The 15,733-nt window shown below is 71.4% G+C and carries 16 protein-coding genes; 4 read left to right on the top strand and 12 right to left on the bottom strand.

The annotated features are described in order from the left end of the window. The first annotated feature begins 34 nt into the window (after positions 1 to 34). Positions 35 to 679 (top strand): HAD family acid phosphatase, encoded by a 645-nt coding sequence (locus OHU34_RS18590; RefSeq protein WP_405767311.1) that lies wholly within the window; start codon positions 35 to 37, stop codon positions 677 to 679. Between the two features lie 190 nt (positions 680 to 869). Here the strand turns inward: OHU34_RS18590 and OHU34_RS18595 are convergent, their stop codons facing one another. Beyond that, positions 870 to 3,398: an ATP-dependent Clp protease ATP-binding subunit gene (locus OHU34_RS18595; protein WP_020132474.1), complete on the bottom strand. Its 2,529-nt coding sequence runs from the start codon at positions 3,396 to 3,398 to the stop codon at positions 870 to 872. 430 nt (positions 3,399 to 3,828) lie between these two features. Here OHU34_RS18595 and OHU34_RS18600 point away from each other — a divergent pair, with 430 nt between their 5' ends. Then, entirely contained in the window at positions 3,829 to 4,470 is a 642-nt protein-coding gene (locus tag OHU34_RS18600; protein ID WP_405767314.1) for an SCO3374 family protein, read from the top strand. Here OHU34_RS18600 and OHU34_RS18605 read toward each other — a convergent pair. From OHU34_RS18605 to OHU34_RS18650, 10 genes are all read right to left on the bottom strand, one after another. Further along, positions 4,449 to 4,784 carry an Lsr2 family protein gene (locus OHU34_RS18605; RefSeq protein ID WP_020132476.1) on the bottom strand — a complete coding sequence of 112 codons (336 nt, stop codon included), beginning with the start codon at positions 4,782 to 4,784 and terminating at the stop codon, positions 4,449 to 4,451. The genes OHU34_RS18600 and OHU34_RS18605 overlap by 22 nt on opposite strands. Before the next feature lie 226 nt (positions 4,785 to 5,010). After that, positions 5,011 to 5,559, bottom strand: coding sequence for an amino-acid N-acetyltransferase (locus tag OHU34_RS18610; protein WP_020132477.1), 549 nt, complete (start codon positions 5,557 to 5,559; stop codon positions 5,011 to 5,013). 9 nt (positions 5,560 to 5,568) lie between these two features. After that, on the bottom strand, positions 5,569 to 5,985 hold the full coding sequence (locus OHU34_RS18615; RefSeq protein ID WP_405772293.1) for a BlaI/MecI/CopY family transcriptional regulator: 417 nt from the start codon (positions 5,983 to 5,985) through the stop codon (positions 5,569 to 5,571). A gap of 171 nt (positions 5,986 to 6,156) precedes the next feature. Next, entirely contained in the window at positions 6,157 to 6,336 is a 180-nt protein-coding gene (locus OHU34_RS18620) for a hypothetical protein (protein WP_020132479.1), read from the bottom strand. 51 nt (positions 6,337 to 6,387) lie between these two features. Then, entirely contained in the window at positions 6,388 to 7,077 is a 690-nt protein-coding gene (locus OHU34_RS18625; protein ID WP_405772296.1) for a hypothetical protein, read from the bottom strand. 215 nt (positions 7,078 to 7,292) lie between these two features. Beyond that, entirely contained in the window at positions 7,293 to 8,090 is a 798-nt protein-coding gene (locus tag OHU34_RS18630; RefSeq protein WP_020132481.1) for a type III pantothenate kinase, read from the bottom strand. Positions 8,091 to 8,106: 16 nt separating this feature from the next. Next, complete coding sequence (gene nadC / locus OHU34_RS18635; protein WP_054241737.1) at positions 8,107 to 9,108, bottom strand: carboxylating nicotinate-nucleotide diphosphorylase; 1,002 nt, start codon at positions 9,106 to 9,108, stop codon at positions 8,107 to 8,109. Between the two features lie 5 nt (positions 9,109 to 9,113). Next, entirely contained in the window at positions 9,114 to 10,829 is a 1,716-nt protein-coding gene (locus OHU34_RS18640) for an L-aspartate oxidase (RefSeq protein ID WP_142265560.1), read from the bottom strand. Beyond that, positions 10,826 to 11,827, bottom strand: a complete 1,002-nt coding sequence (gene panC / locus OHU34_RS18645; RefSeq protein WP_142265559.1) for a pantoate--beta-alanine ligase — start codon at positions 11,825 to 11,827, stop codon at positions 10,826 to 10,828. The genes OHU34_RS18640 and panC overlap by 4 nt, the downstream gene beginning before the upstream one ends. Beyond that, complete coding sequence (locus OHU34_RS18650; protein ID WP_054241740.1) at positions 11,824 to 12,789, bottom strand: Rossmann-like and DUF2520 domain-containing protein; 966 nt, start codon at positions 12,787 to 12,789, stop codon at positions 11,824 to 11,826. The genes panC and OHU34_RS18650 overlap by 4 nt, the downstream gene beginning before the upstream one ends. 196 nt (positions 12,790 to 12,985) lie before the next feature. Between OHU34_RS18650 and OHU34_RS18655 the strand changes: the two genes are divergently transcribed. Beyond that, positions 12,986 to 14,164 (top strand): low specificity L-threonine aldolase, encoded by a 1,179-nt coding sequence (locus OHU34_RS18655; RefSeq protein ID WP_142265558.1) that lies wholly within the window; start codon positions 12,986 to 12,988, stop codon positions 14,162 to 14,164. On the opposite strand, the gene OHU34_RS18660 is transcribed toward OHU34_RS18655, so the two are convergent. Then, the gene (locus OHU34_RS18660) at positions 14,154 to 14,363 is read right to left on the bottom strand and encodes a hypothetical protein (protein WP_142265557.1); all 210 of its coding nucleotides are present in this window, start codon (positions 14,361 to 14,363) and stop codon (positions 14,154 to 14,156) included. The two genes, OHU34_RS18655 and OHU34_RS18660, sit on opposite strands and share 11 nt — an antisense overlap. Before the next feature lie 224 nt (positions 14,364 to 14,587). Between OHU34_RS18660 and OHU34_RS18665 the strand changes: the two genes are divergently transcribed. Further along, positions 14,588 to 15,694, top strand: coding sequence for a DUF5937 family protein (locus tag OHU34_RS18665; protein WP_142265556.1), 1,107 nt, complete (start codon positions 14,588 to 14,590; stop codon positions 15,692 to 15,694). Positions 15,695 to 15,733 lie beyond the last annotated feature (39 nt).

The following is a 15,733-nucleotide window of genomic DNA, read 5'->3' on the forward strand; positions in this document are numbered from 1 at the left end:
ACCGGCAGCGCAAGGACGCGAGAGGACCCCACACATGACCAGAGGCAGCTGGACGCGCCGCATCGCCATGACCGCCGTGGCGACGGCAGCCGTCACGGCGATGGCTGTACCGGTCGGCGCCCAGGCCGCAACGGCCGCCGGCACCTCCACCGTCTCCACGACGGCCGCCGCGGCCGCCGCCGAGGACGTCGACTACGCCACCTGGCAGCAGGACTGCCAGGCCGTGGTCGACCAGGCCCTGCCGGCGCTGAAGCAGCGCATCGCCGCCACCAAGCCGGGTGAGAAGCAGGCGATCGTCTTCGACATCGACAACACCACCCTGGAGACCGACTTCGGCTTCAACTACCCCCAGCCGGCCAACAAGCCGGTTCTCGACGTGGCCAAGTACGCCCAGGAGCAAGGCGTCTCCCTGTTCTTCGTCACCGCCCGCCCGGGCATCATCTCCGGGGTGACCGACTACAACCTCAAGTACGTCGGCTACCAGGTCTCCGGCCTCTACGTGCGCGGCTTCCTCGACCTCTTCAAGGACGTCGCCGCCTACAAGACCGCCCAGCGCGTCGCCATCGAGTCCAAGGGCTACACGATCATCGCGAACATCGGCAACAGCGCCACCGATCTCTCGGGCGGCCACGCCGAGACGACGTACAAGCTGCCGGACTACGACGGCCAGCTGTCGTAGGTCCCTGCCCGGCCGTGGGTGCCCGCGGAACGCGCGCGGTGCCTGCGGAGCGCACGCGGTGCCGCGGACCGATCGCGGTGCCTGCGGAGCGCATGCGGTGCCGCGGACCGATCGCGGTGCCTGCGGAGCGCATGCGAAAGGGGCCGGTGCTGTGAAGCACCGGCCCCTCTCTGCGCTCAGCCCCGAAGGGTCAGGCGTCCTTGCTCAGGTTCGGTCCGGCGCCGCCGGCCGCCTGCTCGATCGGCGGGACGTCGGGCAGAGCCGACTTCTCCTCGCCGCGGAAGGTGAAGGTCTTGGTCTCACCCTCGCCCTCGGTGTCCACGACCACGATGTGACCGGGGCGCAGCTCGCCGAAGAGGATCTTCTCCGACAGCGTGTCCTCGATCTCGCGCTGGATCGTCCGACGCAGCGGACGCGCGCCCAGCACCGGGTCGTAGCCCTTCTTGGACAGCAGTTCCTTGGCGGACTGGGAGAGCTCGATGCCCATGTCCCGGTCCTTCAGGCGCTCGTCGACCTTGCCGATCATCAGGTCGACGATCCGCAGGATGTCCTCCTGCGTCAGCTGCGGGAAAACGACGACGTCGTCGACGCGGTTGAGGAACTCGGGGCGGAAGTGCTGCTTGAGCTCGTCCGAGACCTTGTTCTTCATGCGCTCGTAGTTCGACTTCTTGTCGCCCGAGGCCGCGAAGCCCAGGTTGAAGCCCTTGGAGATGTCCCGGGTGCCGAGGTTGGTCGTCATGATGATGACCGTGTTCTTGAAGTCCACGACCCGGCCCTGGGAGTCGGTCAGACGACCGTCCTCCAGGATCTGGAGCAGCGAGTTGAAGATGTCCGGGTGGGCCTTCTCGACCTCGTCGAAGAGGACGACGGAGAACGGCTTGCGGCGGACCTTCTCGGTCAGCTGGCCGCCCTCTTCGTAGCCCACGTATCCGGGGGGCGAACCGAAGAGCCGCGACACCGTGTGCTTCTCGCTGAACTCCGACATGTCGAGGGAGATCAGCGCGTCCTCGTCGCCGAAGAGGAACTCGGCGAGCGCCTTGGACAGCTCGGTCTTACCGACACCGGACGGACCGGCGAAGATGAACGAACCACCGGGACGCTTCGGGTCCTTGAGGCCCGCACGCGTACGACGGATCGCCTTCGACAGCGCCTTGACGGCGTCGACCTGACCGATGACCCGCTTGTGGAGCTCGTCCTCCATGCGCAGCAGGCGGCTCGACTCCTCCTCGGTCAGCTTGAAGACCGGGATGCCGGTGGCGGTCGCGAGGACCTCGGCGATCAGCTCGCCGTCGACCTCGGCGACGACGTCCATGTCGCCGGCCTTCCACTCCTTCTCCCGCTTGGCCTTGGCGGCCAGGAGCTGCTTCTCCTTGTCGCGGAGGGAGGCGGCCTTCTCGAAGTCCTGCGAGTCGATCGCGGACTCCTTGTCGCGGCGGACGCCGGCGATCTTCTCGTCGAACTCGCGCAGGTCCGGCGGCGCGGTCATCCGGCGGATGCGCATCCGGGAACCGGCCTCGTCGATCAGGTCGATCGCCTTGTCCGGCAGGAAGCGGTCCGAGATGTACCGGTCGGCCAGGGTGGCGGCCTGGACCAGCGCCTCGTCGGTGATCGAGACACGGTGGTGCGCCTCGTACCGGTCACGCAGACCCTTGAGGATCTCGATCGTGTGCGGCAGGGACGGCTCCGCGACCTGGATGGGCTGGAAGCGGCGCTCGAGGGCCGCGTCCTTCTCCAGGTGCTTGCGGTACTCGTCCAGCGTGGTCGCACCGATGGTCTGGAGCTCACCGCGGGCCAGCATCGGCTTCAGGATCGAAGCGGCGTCGATGGCGCCCTCGGCGGCACCCGCACCGACCAGCGTGTGCAGCTCGTCGATGAACAGGATGATGTCGCCGCGGGTGCGGATCTCCTTGAGGACCTTCTTCAGACGCTCCTCGAAGTCACCGCGGTAGCGGGAACCGGCGACCAGGGCGCCGAGGTCCAGGGTGTAGAGGTGCTTGTCCTTGAGGGTCTCGGGCACCTCGCCCTTGACGATGGCCTGGGCGAGACCTTCGACGACGGCGGTCTTGCCGACGCCGGGCTCACCGATCAGGACCGGGTTGTTCTTGGTGCGGCGGGACAGCACCTGCATGACCCGCTCGATCTCCTTCTCGCGCCCGATGACCGGGTCGAGCTTGGACTCACGAGCGGCCTGGGTGAGGTTCCGGCCGAACTGGTCGAGGACCAGGGACGTGGAGGGAGTGCCCTCGGCAGGACCGCCGCTTGCGCCCGCGGTCTCCTTGCCCTGGTAACCGGAGAGCAGCTGGATGACCTGCTGCCGCACCCGGTTGAGATCTGCGCCCAGCTTGACGAGGACCTGGGCGGCGACGCCCTCGCCCTCGCGGATCAGGCCGAGCAGGATGTGCTCCGTGCCGATGTAGTTGTGTCCCAGCTGAAGGGCCTCGCGGAGCGACAGCTCCAGGACCTTCTTGGCACGGGGGGTGAAGGGGATGTGCCCGGACGGGGCCTGCTGGCCCTGGCCGATGATCTCCTCCACCTGCTGGCGGACCGCCTCGAGCGAAATCCCGAGGCTCTCAAGGGCCTTGGCGGCGACACCCTCACCCTCGTGGATCAGGCCCAGGAGGATGTGCTCGGTGCCGATGTAGTTGTGGTTGAGCATCCGGGCTTCTTCCTGAGCCAGGACGACAACCCGCCGCGCGCGGTCGGTGAACCTCTCGAACATCGTTAATCGCTCCTCAGAGCGGTCAGGCAGTGGGGGGAACTTCCCCTCCCTGTCCTTCCGCAGCTTAGTCCCGCAAGCGGGGACCGCTCATTCCAACTGCCGACACCGTCGATGGCCTCCTGACCCCGAACGCCGACATCTGCTCCAACCCGATGGTGCGAGACGATGTTCCCGCAGGCCAGGCTGTTACCCCAGTCGCCAGTACGCCGATGGCGAACGTGAGACGGCCTTTCCTGCGTGTCGCCCCCTCCCACTAGGGATGTCTTACCCGCTGCAACCGACAGTCCATGCCGTGCGCACCGGTCCCCTCCGCTATGGGCGAACAACCTTGCTTGTCCCGACACCCCCACACGCCCTGTTTGTCGACACACGACGCATCCGTTCAAACACCCAGCGTAACTCGCGGGCCTTTTCGACGGTTGCACTTGGCATGGTTGGCTCCGTCCCGTCGGCTGTCTGCTCGGCCGCCGCTGCGATCCTCACGGTCCCTCTCCCCCGACGGCCGCTCGACCCGGACGATCCGGCCGACCGGATCCGCGGCTGGTACGAGAACGAACTGGGGTGGCCGACGGTGCCCGGGGAGCCGGTACGACTTTTGGTCGGCGAGCGCTTCGACGTGCTGGACGTGCCGACCGAGGCGGGCCTGGCGGCGCTGCGGCGACTCGCGCCGGGCTCGCCGGTGGCCGTGCGGGGCGACCGGATGCGGCTGCTGGTGGCGGCGGGCGGCGCGGAGGAGGTACCGGGGATCCTCCAGTGGCTGGAGTGGGGCGCGCTGCCACTGGATCTGACGGCGATCGGCGCGGGCGAACTCATCGAGGCGCCCCTGCCACCCCCCGGCGGGAGCCGGGGCCGCGATCCGGGCCCGAACCGTCCCGGGCCGGTGCAGGGGGCCGCTGTCTGGCTGCGGCCCCCCGTGGCAGGGTGCGAGGCCGAGGCCTCGCTGCCGACGATGTCGGCGCTGGGGGGCGTTGGGGGCGCCCCCGATCTCGTACGGCTGGTGGACACGCTGGCGACGCACTGTCACCGTGTCCGGCTGCGGCGCGCGAGCGCTCAGCCGTTGGCCTTCTCGTAAGCCTCGCGAATGGACGCGGGAACGCGGCCGCGGTCATTGACCTCGTGACCGTTCTCCTTGGCCCACGCGCGGATCTGGGCGGTGTCCTGGCTGCCACCGGTAGCGGCGCGCGCCTTTCCGCGTCCGCCCGAAGCACGGCCACCGGTACGACGACCACCCTTCACGTAGGGCTCGAGAAGTCCACGGAGCTTGTCCGCATTGGTAGTCGTGAGGTCGATCTCGTAGGTCTTGCCGTCCAGCGCGAACGTGACGGTCTCGTCCGCCTCGCCGCCGTCGAGGTCGTCGACAAGAAGGACCTGAACCTTCTGTGCCACCGGATTTCCTTTCATCGAAAACGTGAGGGCCGGGGGTCCGCGGCGTCCGCCGTTTAGCCGCGCCCTGTTATATGCAGTACAGCAGTACGTCGGAAAGCAAACCGCTTTTGCTGGGAAAACACAAACCCCCGGCGAGGACCCACAGCCCGCCCCCAGCCCGGAAACGTGCGCGTTTCGGACATAGGGAACCCGGGCAAGGCGGGTCGCTGTGAATGGACGTCGACGATCACAGATGCAGAAGCATCCGACTGTTGCCCAAGGTGTTCGGTTTCACTCGTTCGAGTCCGAGGAACTCCGCGACGCCCTCGTCATAGGAACGCAGCAGCTCCGCGTACACATCGGTGTCGACCGGCGTCTCACCGATCTCCACGAAGCCGTGCTTGCCGAAGAAGTCGACTTCGAAGGTCAGGCAGAAAACGCGTCGAACCCCGAGCCAGCGTGCGGTGTGGAGCAACTTCTCCAACAACTGGTGACCGATGCCCGCGCCCTTCAGCCCCGGCTTCACCGCGAGAGTGCGGACTTCCGCCAGGTCTTCCCACATCACGTGCAGGGCGCCGCAGCCGACCACCTCGGCGTTGTCGTCGCGTTCGGCGACCCAGAACTCCTGGATGTCCTCGTAAAGCGTCACCGTCGCTTTGTCGAGCAGGATGCCACCGCGGACGTGGGCGTCAAGGAGACGGCGCACGGCGGAGACATCGCCGGTCCGGGCCCGGCGGACGGTGATGGCTTTAGCGGTGACTTCGGGGTTCTCGGCCGAGGGACTCTCTGCTGACATGTGCGGACGCTATCGCCCGTCGGACTCCGTCGCCGAGCCGGGGTTCTCACCGGTACTCCCCGTACTCCCCGGACTCCCCGCAGTTGCGGGTTCGGCAGTTTCCGGACCCTGGACCATGCGTACGGCGTCGCGCAGCGCGAGCCGCTGTTCCGCGCTCATCATCCCGAAGAAGGCGACGAGAGCGGCGGCGGGGTTGTCGCTCTGCGCCCAGGCCTCGTTCATCAGGGCGGCTGCGTAGGCGGCCCGGGTCGAGACCGCCTCATATCGATAGGCCCGGCCTTCTGCTTCCCGGCGCACCCAGCCCTTCTGATGGAGATTGTCCAAAACGGTCATCACCGTGGTGTAGGCGATGGACCGTTCCTGCTGAAGGTCTTCCAGGACTTCTCGAACGGTCACCGGGCGGTTCCACTTCCACACCCGCGTCATGACCGCGTCTTCGAGTTCTCCCAATGGGCGAGGCACAGCTCAGAACAATAGTGGGAGATCTCGCCAATCGCGTGCCGGACGTGCGCTTTCATCGGCAAACGGGAACAAAAAGGGCGTGCGGCTCCGAAAAGAGCCGCACGCCCCGGGCGGTGCGGAAGCGTCGCGGGTCGGTCAGGCGTCAGGGCTCGCGGAGGCCTGACGGGCGCCGTCCGCGCGCGCGAGGACGGCGTCGACGGCCGCGTCTTCCTTGGCCTTGTTGGCTCCGCCCTGGGTCTTCACGATCACCCTGATCACACCGATGAAGAACACGGCCATGACGACGGGAGGCACGAGCGCGGAGACATAGTCCATGGATCCAGGGTAGCCAGGGCGGAACGGGACATCGGGGCGGGGTCGCCCGTGTCAGCCGGCGGCCAGCCGCTGCTGTTCCGGGTGGGCGGGTGGCGGGGTCGGTCTGCGGCGCGGGAAGACCTCGCCCGGCGTCGGGACGGGCCGTCGGGCGGGCTCCGGGGCGGGCTCGGCGGGCACCGGACCGGGAGCGGGCGTGGCGGGCTTCCCGGCGGGTTTCCTGCGCGGCTCCTCGCCCGGACGCCCGCCCGGATCACCGGCGGCGACCGCCGGACAGGCGCGGCCGTCCTCGGAGAGGCCCCCGGGAAGGGCCAGAAGCCGGGTACGGGACGCCGGGACGGTGGGGGCGGCCTCCGGGGCCCTGTGGGCCGCCCGGCGGGCCAGACGGGCCCGCACGTCCCGTTCGGCGAGCATCTGACAGCGGCCCAGGAGGGCGGCGGCGGTGGGGTTGCCGCACAGGGCGCGCAGGGCGGCGAGGTCGTCGGGCTCGGGCCGGTAGCCGGTGGGCAGTACCTCCTCGAGGAGCGTGAGGTAGCCGGCGGCGGTGCCGGGGAGGGCGGCTCGGTACCGGGCGAGGTCGGCCACCAGGAAGGCCCGCAGTCGGGCGGCCTCGCGCGTCGCCTCGTCGAGGGACTCGGCGAGGCGATGGCAGTCCTGGATGTCCTCGGCGGAGACGGGGCCGAGGTGAAGGGCGAGGGCAAGGGCGCGGCGGAGCACACGCAACTCCTCCGTGCCGAACGCCATGCCGCCGCGAGATCCGTAGGGCGTGGGCATGCCGCGACGATACGCGCTAATCAGACAAATTCGACATAGGGGACGGGCGTGGCGCGTCCATGATCCGAACCGGTGCCCCCGCCTGCCGGATCAACCGCCTCCGCCCGTCCGCCTCCGCCCGTCCGCCTCCGCCCGCCCGTCGCCGTGGGTCGCCCGCCCCCGCGCGTCCGCGGTGGCGTTCCCGCTCACATGCGGGACACGTTCCGCTCGTACACCAGGCGCAGCCCGATCAGCGTCAGCCACGGCTCGTGCTCGTCGATCACGGAGGACTCGCCGAGCACCGTCGGTGCCAGCCCGCCCGTCGCGATCACGGTGACCTCGTCCGGGTCGTCCGCCAGCTCGCGGGCCATCCGGGTCACCACGCCGTCGACCTGGCCGGCGAAGCCGTAGACGATCCCGGACTGCATCGCCTCGACCGTGTTCTTGCCGATCACGCTCCGGGGCCGGGCCACTTCGATCTTGCGCAGCTGTGCGGCCTTGACGCCCAGCGCCTCGACGGAGATCTCGATGCCGGGGGCGATCACCCCGCCGACGTACTCCCCGCGCGCGCTGACCGCGTCGAACGTCGTCGCCGTGCCGAAGTCGACGACGATCGCCGGGCCGCCGTAGAGCTCGTTCGCCGCGACCGCGTTGATGATGCGGTCGGCGCCGACCTCCTTGGGGTTGTCGAAGAGGATCGGCACCCCCGTCTTCACGCCGGGTTCGACCAGCACGGCGGGCACGTCGCCGTAGTAGCGCCGGGTCACCTCGCGCAGTTCGTGCAGCACGGAGGGGACGGTCGCGCAGATCGCGATCCCGTCGATGCCGTCGCCCAGTTCCTCTCCGAGCAGCGGGTGCGTTCCCATCAGGCCTTGCAGGAGCACGGCCAGTTCGTCCGCGGTCCGGCGGGCGTCGGTGGAGATCCGCCAGTGCTCGACGATGTCCTCACCGTCGAAGAGGCCGAGCACGGTGTGCGTGTTGCCCACGTCGATCGTCAGCAGCATGGCCGGTCCCCGTTCCCTACTCAGCCGCTCGCAGATCCAGACCGATGTCCAGGATCGGCGAGGAGTGCGTCAGGGCGCCGACGGCGAGGAAGTCGACGCCGGTGTCGGCGTACGCCTTGGCGTTGTCCAGGGTCAGCCGGCCCGACGCCTCCAGCAGGGCGCGCCCGCCGACGACGCCGACGGCCTCCGCACACTCACCGGGCGTGAAGTTGTCCAGCAGGATCAGGTCCGCGCCGGCGTCGACCACCTCCCGCAGCTGGTGCAAGGTGTCGACCTCCACCTCGATCGCGACGTCCGGGAACGTCTCCCGCACGGCCTCGAAGGCCTGGGCGACGCCGCCCGCGGCGACCACGTGGTTGTCCTTGACCAGCGCCGCGTCGGACAGCGACATGCGGTGGTTGACGCCTCCGCCGCAGCGGACGGCGAACTTCTCCAGGGAGCGCAGACCCGGCGTCGTCTTGCGGGTGTCCCGCACGCGTGCCTTGGTGCCCTCCAGGACGTCCGCCCACGCGCGCGTGGCGGTGGCGATGCCGGACAGCCGGCACAGCAGGTTGAGCGCGCTGCGCTCGGCGGTGAGAAGGTCACGCGTGCGCGTGGTGACGGACAGCAGCTTCTGGCCGGCCTCCACGCGGTCGCCGTCCTCCACGTGCCGCTCGACCTCGAACTCGTCCGTGCAGACGACCGAGACGACCGCCTCGGCGATCCTGAGGCCCGCCACCACGCCCGCCTCGCGCGCGGTGAAGTCGGCGGTGGCGACCGCCTCCTCGGGGATGGTCGCGACGGTGGTCACGTCCACACCGTGGGCCAGGTCCTCCTGGATGGCGACGTTGGCGATGTCCTCGACCTCCACGGGGTCGAGTCCGGCGTCGGACAGCAGCTGGGCGAGCGCGGGGTCAAGCCCGCACTCCGCGTATTCGGCGTATCCCTCGCCGGCGAAATCGGTGTCTGCGTCGGCGCCACAGGCACAGCCGTCGCCGCAGCCGCCGCTCTGGGCGAGGGGAAGGTCGGGGGTGCTCACGTCTGTCACTGCTCCTGGAGGTGCTGCCGGGTCGGGGGGAAGTCTGCGGTATCGGTGGTGTGTACGGCGAGCGTGCGGTCCGGATTCAGCCGGACGACGATGTGGCGGTGCCAGTTCGCGTCGTCGCGGTCGGCGTGGTCCTCGCGCCAGTGGCAGCCTCGGGTCTCCTCGCGCTGCCGGGCGGCGGTGACCAGGACCCGTGCCACGCACAGGAGGTTGGTGGCCTCCCAGGTGTCGACGCCGGGCTCGGCCGTCTTGCCGTTCTCGGCGAGGGCGTCGCGGGCCTCGGCGTGCAGCCGCACCAGCTGGCCGGCCGCCTTCTCCAGGGACGCGGCGGAGCGCAGGACGCCCGCGCCGTCGGTCATGATCCGCTGGATGGCGAACCGGGCCTCCGGGGCGAGCAGCGGGTGCGCCGGCTTCTCCGGGCGCTCGACCGGCTCGGGCACCCGCGCGTGCAGGCCGTCGCCCGTCCGGCTCTCCACGATGTCGGTGACGATGCGCTCGGCGTAGACGAGGCCCTCCAGGAGCGAGTTCGACGCGAGCCGGTTCGCGCCGTGCACGCCGGTGCAGGCGACCTCGCCGCACGCGTACAGGCCCGGGACGGTCGTCCGGCCGTGGGAGTCGGTGCGCACGCCGCCGGAGGCGTAGTGGGCCGCCGGGGCGACCGGGACGGGCTCGGTGACCGGGTCGATGCCGTGGACGCGGCAGGCGGCCAGGATCGTCGGGAAGCGGTGCTCCCACATGTCTGCGCCGAAGTGGCGGGCGTCGAGGAACATGTGCTCGGCGTCCTGCTCCTGCATGCGGCGCATGATGCCCTTGGCGACGATGTCGCGGGGCGCCAGCTCGGCCAGCTCGTGCTGCCCGACCATGAAGCGCACGCCGTCCGCGTCGACCAGGTGGGCGCCCTCGCCGCGTACGGCCTCCGAGACGAGGGGCTGCTGGCCCTCGGCGTCCGCCCCGAGGAACAGCACGGTCGGGTGGAACTGGACGAACTCCAGGTCGGAGACCTCCGCGCCCGCGCGCAGGGCGAGCGCCACGCCGTCGCCGGTGGACACCGACGGGTTGGTGGTGGCGGAGAACACCTGGCCCATGCCGCCGGTCGCGAGGACGACCGCGGGGGCGTGCACGGCGCCCACACCGTCGTGCTGGCCCTCGCCCATGACGTGCAGGGTGACGCCGGCGGTACGGCCGTCGGCGTCCGTGAGCAGGTCCAGCACGAGCGCGTTCTCGATCGTGCGCAGGCCCCGCGCGCGTACCGCCTCGACGAGCGCCCGGGAGATCTCCGCACCGGTGGCGTCGCCGCCCGCGTGGGCGATACGGCGGCGGTGGTGGCCGCCCTCGCGGGTGAGCTCCAGGCCGCCCCCCTCGGACTCGTCGAAGTGGGCGCCGGTCTCGATCAGCCGGCGCACCGCGTCGGGGCCCTCGGTGACGAGGATCCGTACGGCGCCCTCGTCGCACAGGCCCGCGCCCGCCACCAGCGTGTCGTCCAGGTGCTGTTCGGGCGTGTCCCCCTCGCCCAGGGCCGCGGCTATGCCGCCCTGCGCCCAGCGGGTGGAGCCGTCGTCGAGCCTGGCCTTGGTGACGACGACCGTCGTCAGGCCGGCGGCCTCGCAGCGAAGGGCCGCGGTCAGGCCGGCGACGCCGGAGCCCACGACCACCACGTCCGCGTCGATGCTCCACCCGGGCGCGGGTGCGTGCAGTCGTATGCCTGTGCTGGTCACGAGGCGGCTCCGAAGGTGAGGGGGAGGTTGTCGATCAGCCGGGTCGTCCCGACCCTGGCGGCGACGGCGAGGACGGCCTCGCCGGTGAAGTCGCCCTCGAACTCGGTGATCTCCGTGAAGTCCGAGGGGTCGACCAGCGCGAGGTAGTCCAGTTCCAGCGGCGGGTCCAGCCGGGCGGCCTCGTCGAGGACCAGGCGGGCCGCCGCGCGGATGGCCGCCGGGCTGCCGGGGGCGGCCTTGGCGACGGCGTGCGCGTCGGCCGCCGCGCGGGACTCCCCTATGGCGCTGAGCGCCTCGGCACGCGCGCGCGTGGCGGGCACCTGACGCGCGCGTGCCCGCAGCGCCTCCTGCGCGGCATGCCGGTCGCGGCCCGCGAACAGGGCCTGGGAGAGCGCCAGCGCGGTGCGCCGCCCGGCGGCGGACAGATAGCGGTTGCGGCTGGACAGGGCCAGCCCGTCCTCCTCGCGCACGGTGGGCACGGCGACGATCTCCACGCCGAAGTTCAGGTCCCGCGTCATGCGACGGATCAGGGCGAGCTGCTGGGCGTCCTTCTGCCCGAAGAGGGCGATGTCGGGCCGCGTGAGGTGCAGCAGCTTGGCGACCACGGTGAGCATGCCGTCGAAGTGTCCGGGGCGGGAGCTGCCCTCGAGCCGCTCCCCCATGGGTCCCGCGGTGATGCGGACCTGGGGCTCGCCGCCCGGGTAGACCTCGTCCACGGACGGGGCGAACACGACGTCCGCGCCGGCCTGCTCGGCGAGCTTGAGATCGGCGTCCAGGGTGCGCGGGTAGCGGTCGAGGTCCTCGCCCCGGCCGAACTGGAGCGGGTTGACGAAGACCGTGACGACGACCTCGCCGTCCGGCCCGGCGAGGTCCCGGGCGGTGCGGACGAGGGTGGCGTGGCCCTCGTGCAGGGCGCCCATGGTCATCACGACGGCCCGACGGCCGCCACGCGCGCGTGCGTGCAGTTCGGCGGCGGTGCGCAGCAGGGTGGTGGTCATCCGGCATCTCCTTCGGTGCCGTGGGTGCCCGGGGCACCGGGGTTTCCGGGAGTGCCGTGGGCCTCGTCGGCGAGTACCCCGAGGAGGTCCTCGGCGAGCTCGGGCTTGAGGAGCCCGTGGGCGAGCGCGCGGTCGGCGGTCGCGCGGGCCATCGCCAGGTAGCCGGCCACGGTCTGCGGGGCGTGCTCGCGCAGCTCGGCGACGTGCGCGGCGACCGTGCCCGCGTCTCCGCGCGCCACGGGGCCGGTGAGCGCGCCGTCGCCGGAACGCAGTGCGTTGTCCAGGGCCGCGCCGAGCAGCGGGCCGAGCATCCGGTCGGGGGCCTCGACGCCCGCCGTCCGCAGCAGCTCCATGGACTGGGCGACCAGCGTGACCAGATGGTTCGCGCCCAGGGCGAGGGCCGCGTGGTAGAGCGGCCGGTTCTCCTCGGCGATCCACTCCGGCTCGCCGCCCATCTCGATCACCAGGGCCTCGGCGGCCAGCCGCAACTCGTCGGGTGCGGTGACGCCGAAGGAGCAGCCCGCCAGGCGCTGGACGTCGACGGGGCTGCCCGTGAAGGTCATCGCCGGGTGCAGGGCCAGCGGCAGCCCGCCCGCGCGCAGGGCCGGGTCGAGGACCTTCGCGCCGTAGCGCCCCGAGGTGTGCACGATCAGCTGGCCGGGTCGTACGGCGCCGGTCTCGGCGAGGCCTTCCACGAGCCCGGGCAGGGCGTCGTCGGGGACGGTCAGCAGCACCAGGTCGGCGCGCTGGAGGACCTCGGCGGGCGGGAGGAGGGGCACGTCGGGCAGCAGCAGCGCGGCTCGCCGCCTGGAGGCGTCGGAGACACCGGAGACGGCGACCGGGCGGTGCCCGGCGAGCTGGAGGGACGCGGCCAGGGCGGGGCCCACCCGGCCGGCGCCGACCACGCCGACGGCGAGCCGCGCGGGGCGGTCCCTGGGGTCTGGCTGTTGGGCTGTACTCACGCGACGGAGGCCTTCCGTTCCAGTCCGCTCCGGGTACCGGACGATTTCTCGTCATGTTAACGCTATCCGTCCGAGGAGCGTCCGGTTGTCCACAGGCTGTGGGTTATCCCACCCGTTCCCGACCTGCGGCCCGGAGCGCGGGCGGGGCCGGAAACGCCCGTGGTTCCGCGGGCCGTCGCACGGCATCATCCGGTGCATGACGAACACGGCGGAACACGGCGAGGAGAAGTCGGCGCAGCAGCGCCTGCGGGAGCGGCGGGCGGCCGCCTACCGGAAGGCGGAACGCGTCCTGTCGCGCGACGGCGCGCGGGGCACGCTGCGGGACCGGCTCGCGCTGCTGCACGAGGCCGCGCCGCGGGTCCACGACCTGGACGAGCCCGCGGATCTCTACGGCGACGGGGTGGTGGCGGCGCTGGAGGAGCGGGTCGCCGGGCTGCTGGGCACGGAGGCCGCCGCGTTCTTCCCGACCGGCACGATGGCCCAGCAGGTCGCCCTGCGCTGCTGGGCGGGACGCACCGGCAACCCCACGGTCGCGCTGCACGCGCTGAGCCATCCCGAGGTGTGGGAGCGCGGCGCGTTCGGCGCCGTCAGCGAACTGCGCACGGTCCGGCTGACGCGCGAACCCCGGCTGCCCACGGCCGAGGAGGTGCGCTCCTTCGAGGAGCCCTTCGGGGCGCTGATGCTGGAACTGCCGCTCAGGGACGCCGGTTATGTGCTGCCCTCCTGGGAGGAGCTGACCGAGGTCGTGGAGGCGGCACGCGAGCGCGACGCGGTGGTGCACTTCGACGGCGCGCGCCTGTGGGAGACGACCCACCACTTCGGCCGCCCCCTGCGGGAGATAGCGGACCTGGCCGACAGCGTCTACGTGTCGTTCTACAAGTCCCTCGACGGCTTCGGCGGCGCCGCGCTCGCCGGACCGAAGACGCTGGTGGACGAGGCGAAGACGTGGCGGCACCGCTACGGCGGGATGGTCTTCCAGCAGTTCCCCACCGCCCTGGCGGCACTCGTCGGCCTGGAGCGGGAACTGCCCCGGCTGCCGGAGTACGTGATCCACGCGCGCGTGGTGGCCGCCGCGCTGCGCGAGGGGTTCGCCGAAGCGGGCGTGCCGTGGGCACGCGTGCATCCCGAGGTGCCGCACACGCACGAGTTCCAGGTCTGGCTGCCGTACGAGGCCGACGTGCTCGCCGAGGCGGCGGCGCTCCAGGCCGAGCAGACGAAGGCGATGCTCTTCGTCGGCGGCTGGAGCCGCGGCGGGCCGGGGCTGTCGTACACCGAGGTCACCGTCAGCTCCGCCGGACTGACGTGGACGGCGGACGACGTGAGGGCGGCGGTCGTGGACTTCGTGGGCCGGGTGGCCGAGGTGGTCAGCAGGTAGGACGCGGGCGCAGCAGGCGGGCCAGGGCCTTCCGCAGCCGCCCGCGGGCGGGTCGGCCCGCGAGAACCGCGCGGAACTGCTGGTAGTCCCGCAGCTCGCGCATCACCTGCCAGTCGTGGGCGCCGGGCGCGGGCACGACGGGCTCGCCGTGCTGCCTGGCCCGGTAGGCGTCGAGGGCGTACTGCTGCGTGATGCTCATGGCTGATCCCTCTCGGAACGAACGTCGTCCGGACGGTGCCCGGACATGGCCGCGCCCGGTCGTGGTCCGGGCAGGGCAGGACAGGCGGAAAGGAGTTCTGAGGCCTGTTCCGCGGCTGCCCCGGCCTCTTCAGGCTGCGCCCGGCCGACGCCCGGCGTCGCGTCGATTGACGGCGGCCGTCAATCGAGGACCGCGTTGTCGGTGGCGCGGTGCACCATGAGGGCATGAGCCTGAGCATCGACATCGCGGGGCTGCGGCCGGAGAGGGTCGCGGTCGTGCCCTCGCCCCTGGCCGAGCTCGGCATGGCGCTGCACGCGCTGTCCGAGCCGGGGCACCATCCCGGCCTTCAGGGCTGGGTCACCGGCGTGACCGCCGGGCTCGACTCGCATCTGGCGGACCGGATGTGCGAGGCCGACTTCCTGTGGCGGACGACGTTCTCGGACATCTTCCTGCCGTACGCGGGCATCCCGGGCAGAAGCACGCTCCCCGGGGCCACGCTCGCCGAGGAACTCGATCTCCTGGACAAGCTGACGGACGAGCAGTTCGTGGACTCCGCCCTGGAGTTCACCTGCGCGCCCGGGTACGACGTGCCGAGCGCCAGCGTGCTCGCCGACGCGAAGCTGCGCAGGCGCGCCTTCGAGCTGGCCGCCACGCGCGGGCCGCGGCAGGTGCGGTTCACTCAGCGGCTGCTGGACGACCCACCCCGCGTGCGTGCGTGGCTGAGGCAGTTCCTGGAGGACTGCGACGAGGCGTTCTTCGCCGACGTCTGGGCCCGGGTGCGCCTCCCTCTCGCCACGGACGCCCGCTACAAGACGGATCTTCTGCGCCGCAAGGGCCTGGCGGAGGCACTCGCCTCGGTGTCCTCGGCGGTGACGCTCGACGTGGACGCCGCGCGGATCACCGTGGACAAGCTGGTCCAGGGCCGCAGCGCCACCGGGGACGGCGGCCTGCTGCTGGTGCCGACGAGCCTCGGCTGGCCGCACCTGATGGTGCTGCACCGGTACGGCTGGCAGCCGGTGCTGCATTACCCGGTCGGCTCGCCGGAGCTGGCCTCGCCGTCCTCGGTGGAGCAGCTGACGCTGCGGATGAAGGCGCTGTCCCATCCCGTGCGGATGCGGATCTGCCGTCTGCTGGCCCGCAGTGCGTACACCACGACCGAGCTGGCCCAGGTGCACGGCATGACGGCCCCCGAGATATCCCGGCACCTCGCCGTCCTGAAGAAGGCGGGCCTGCTCACCACCCGTCGGCGCGGTCGCTATGTACTGCACCAGCTCGACGTGACGGTGGTGGCCCGGCTGGGCAGCGACTTCCTGGAGGGAATGCTCCGCTAGCCGTCGGCGCCCCGTGGAGGCCGCACGGGCCGGTGCGGG

The organism is Streptomyces sp. NBC_00080, from assembly GCF_045041255.1.
Lineage (GTDB): Bacteria > Actinomycetota > Actinomycetes > Streptomycetales > Streptomycetaceae > Streptomyces > Streptomyces coriariae.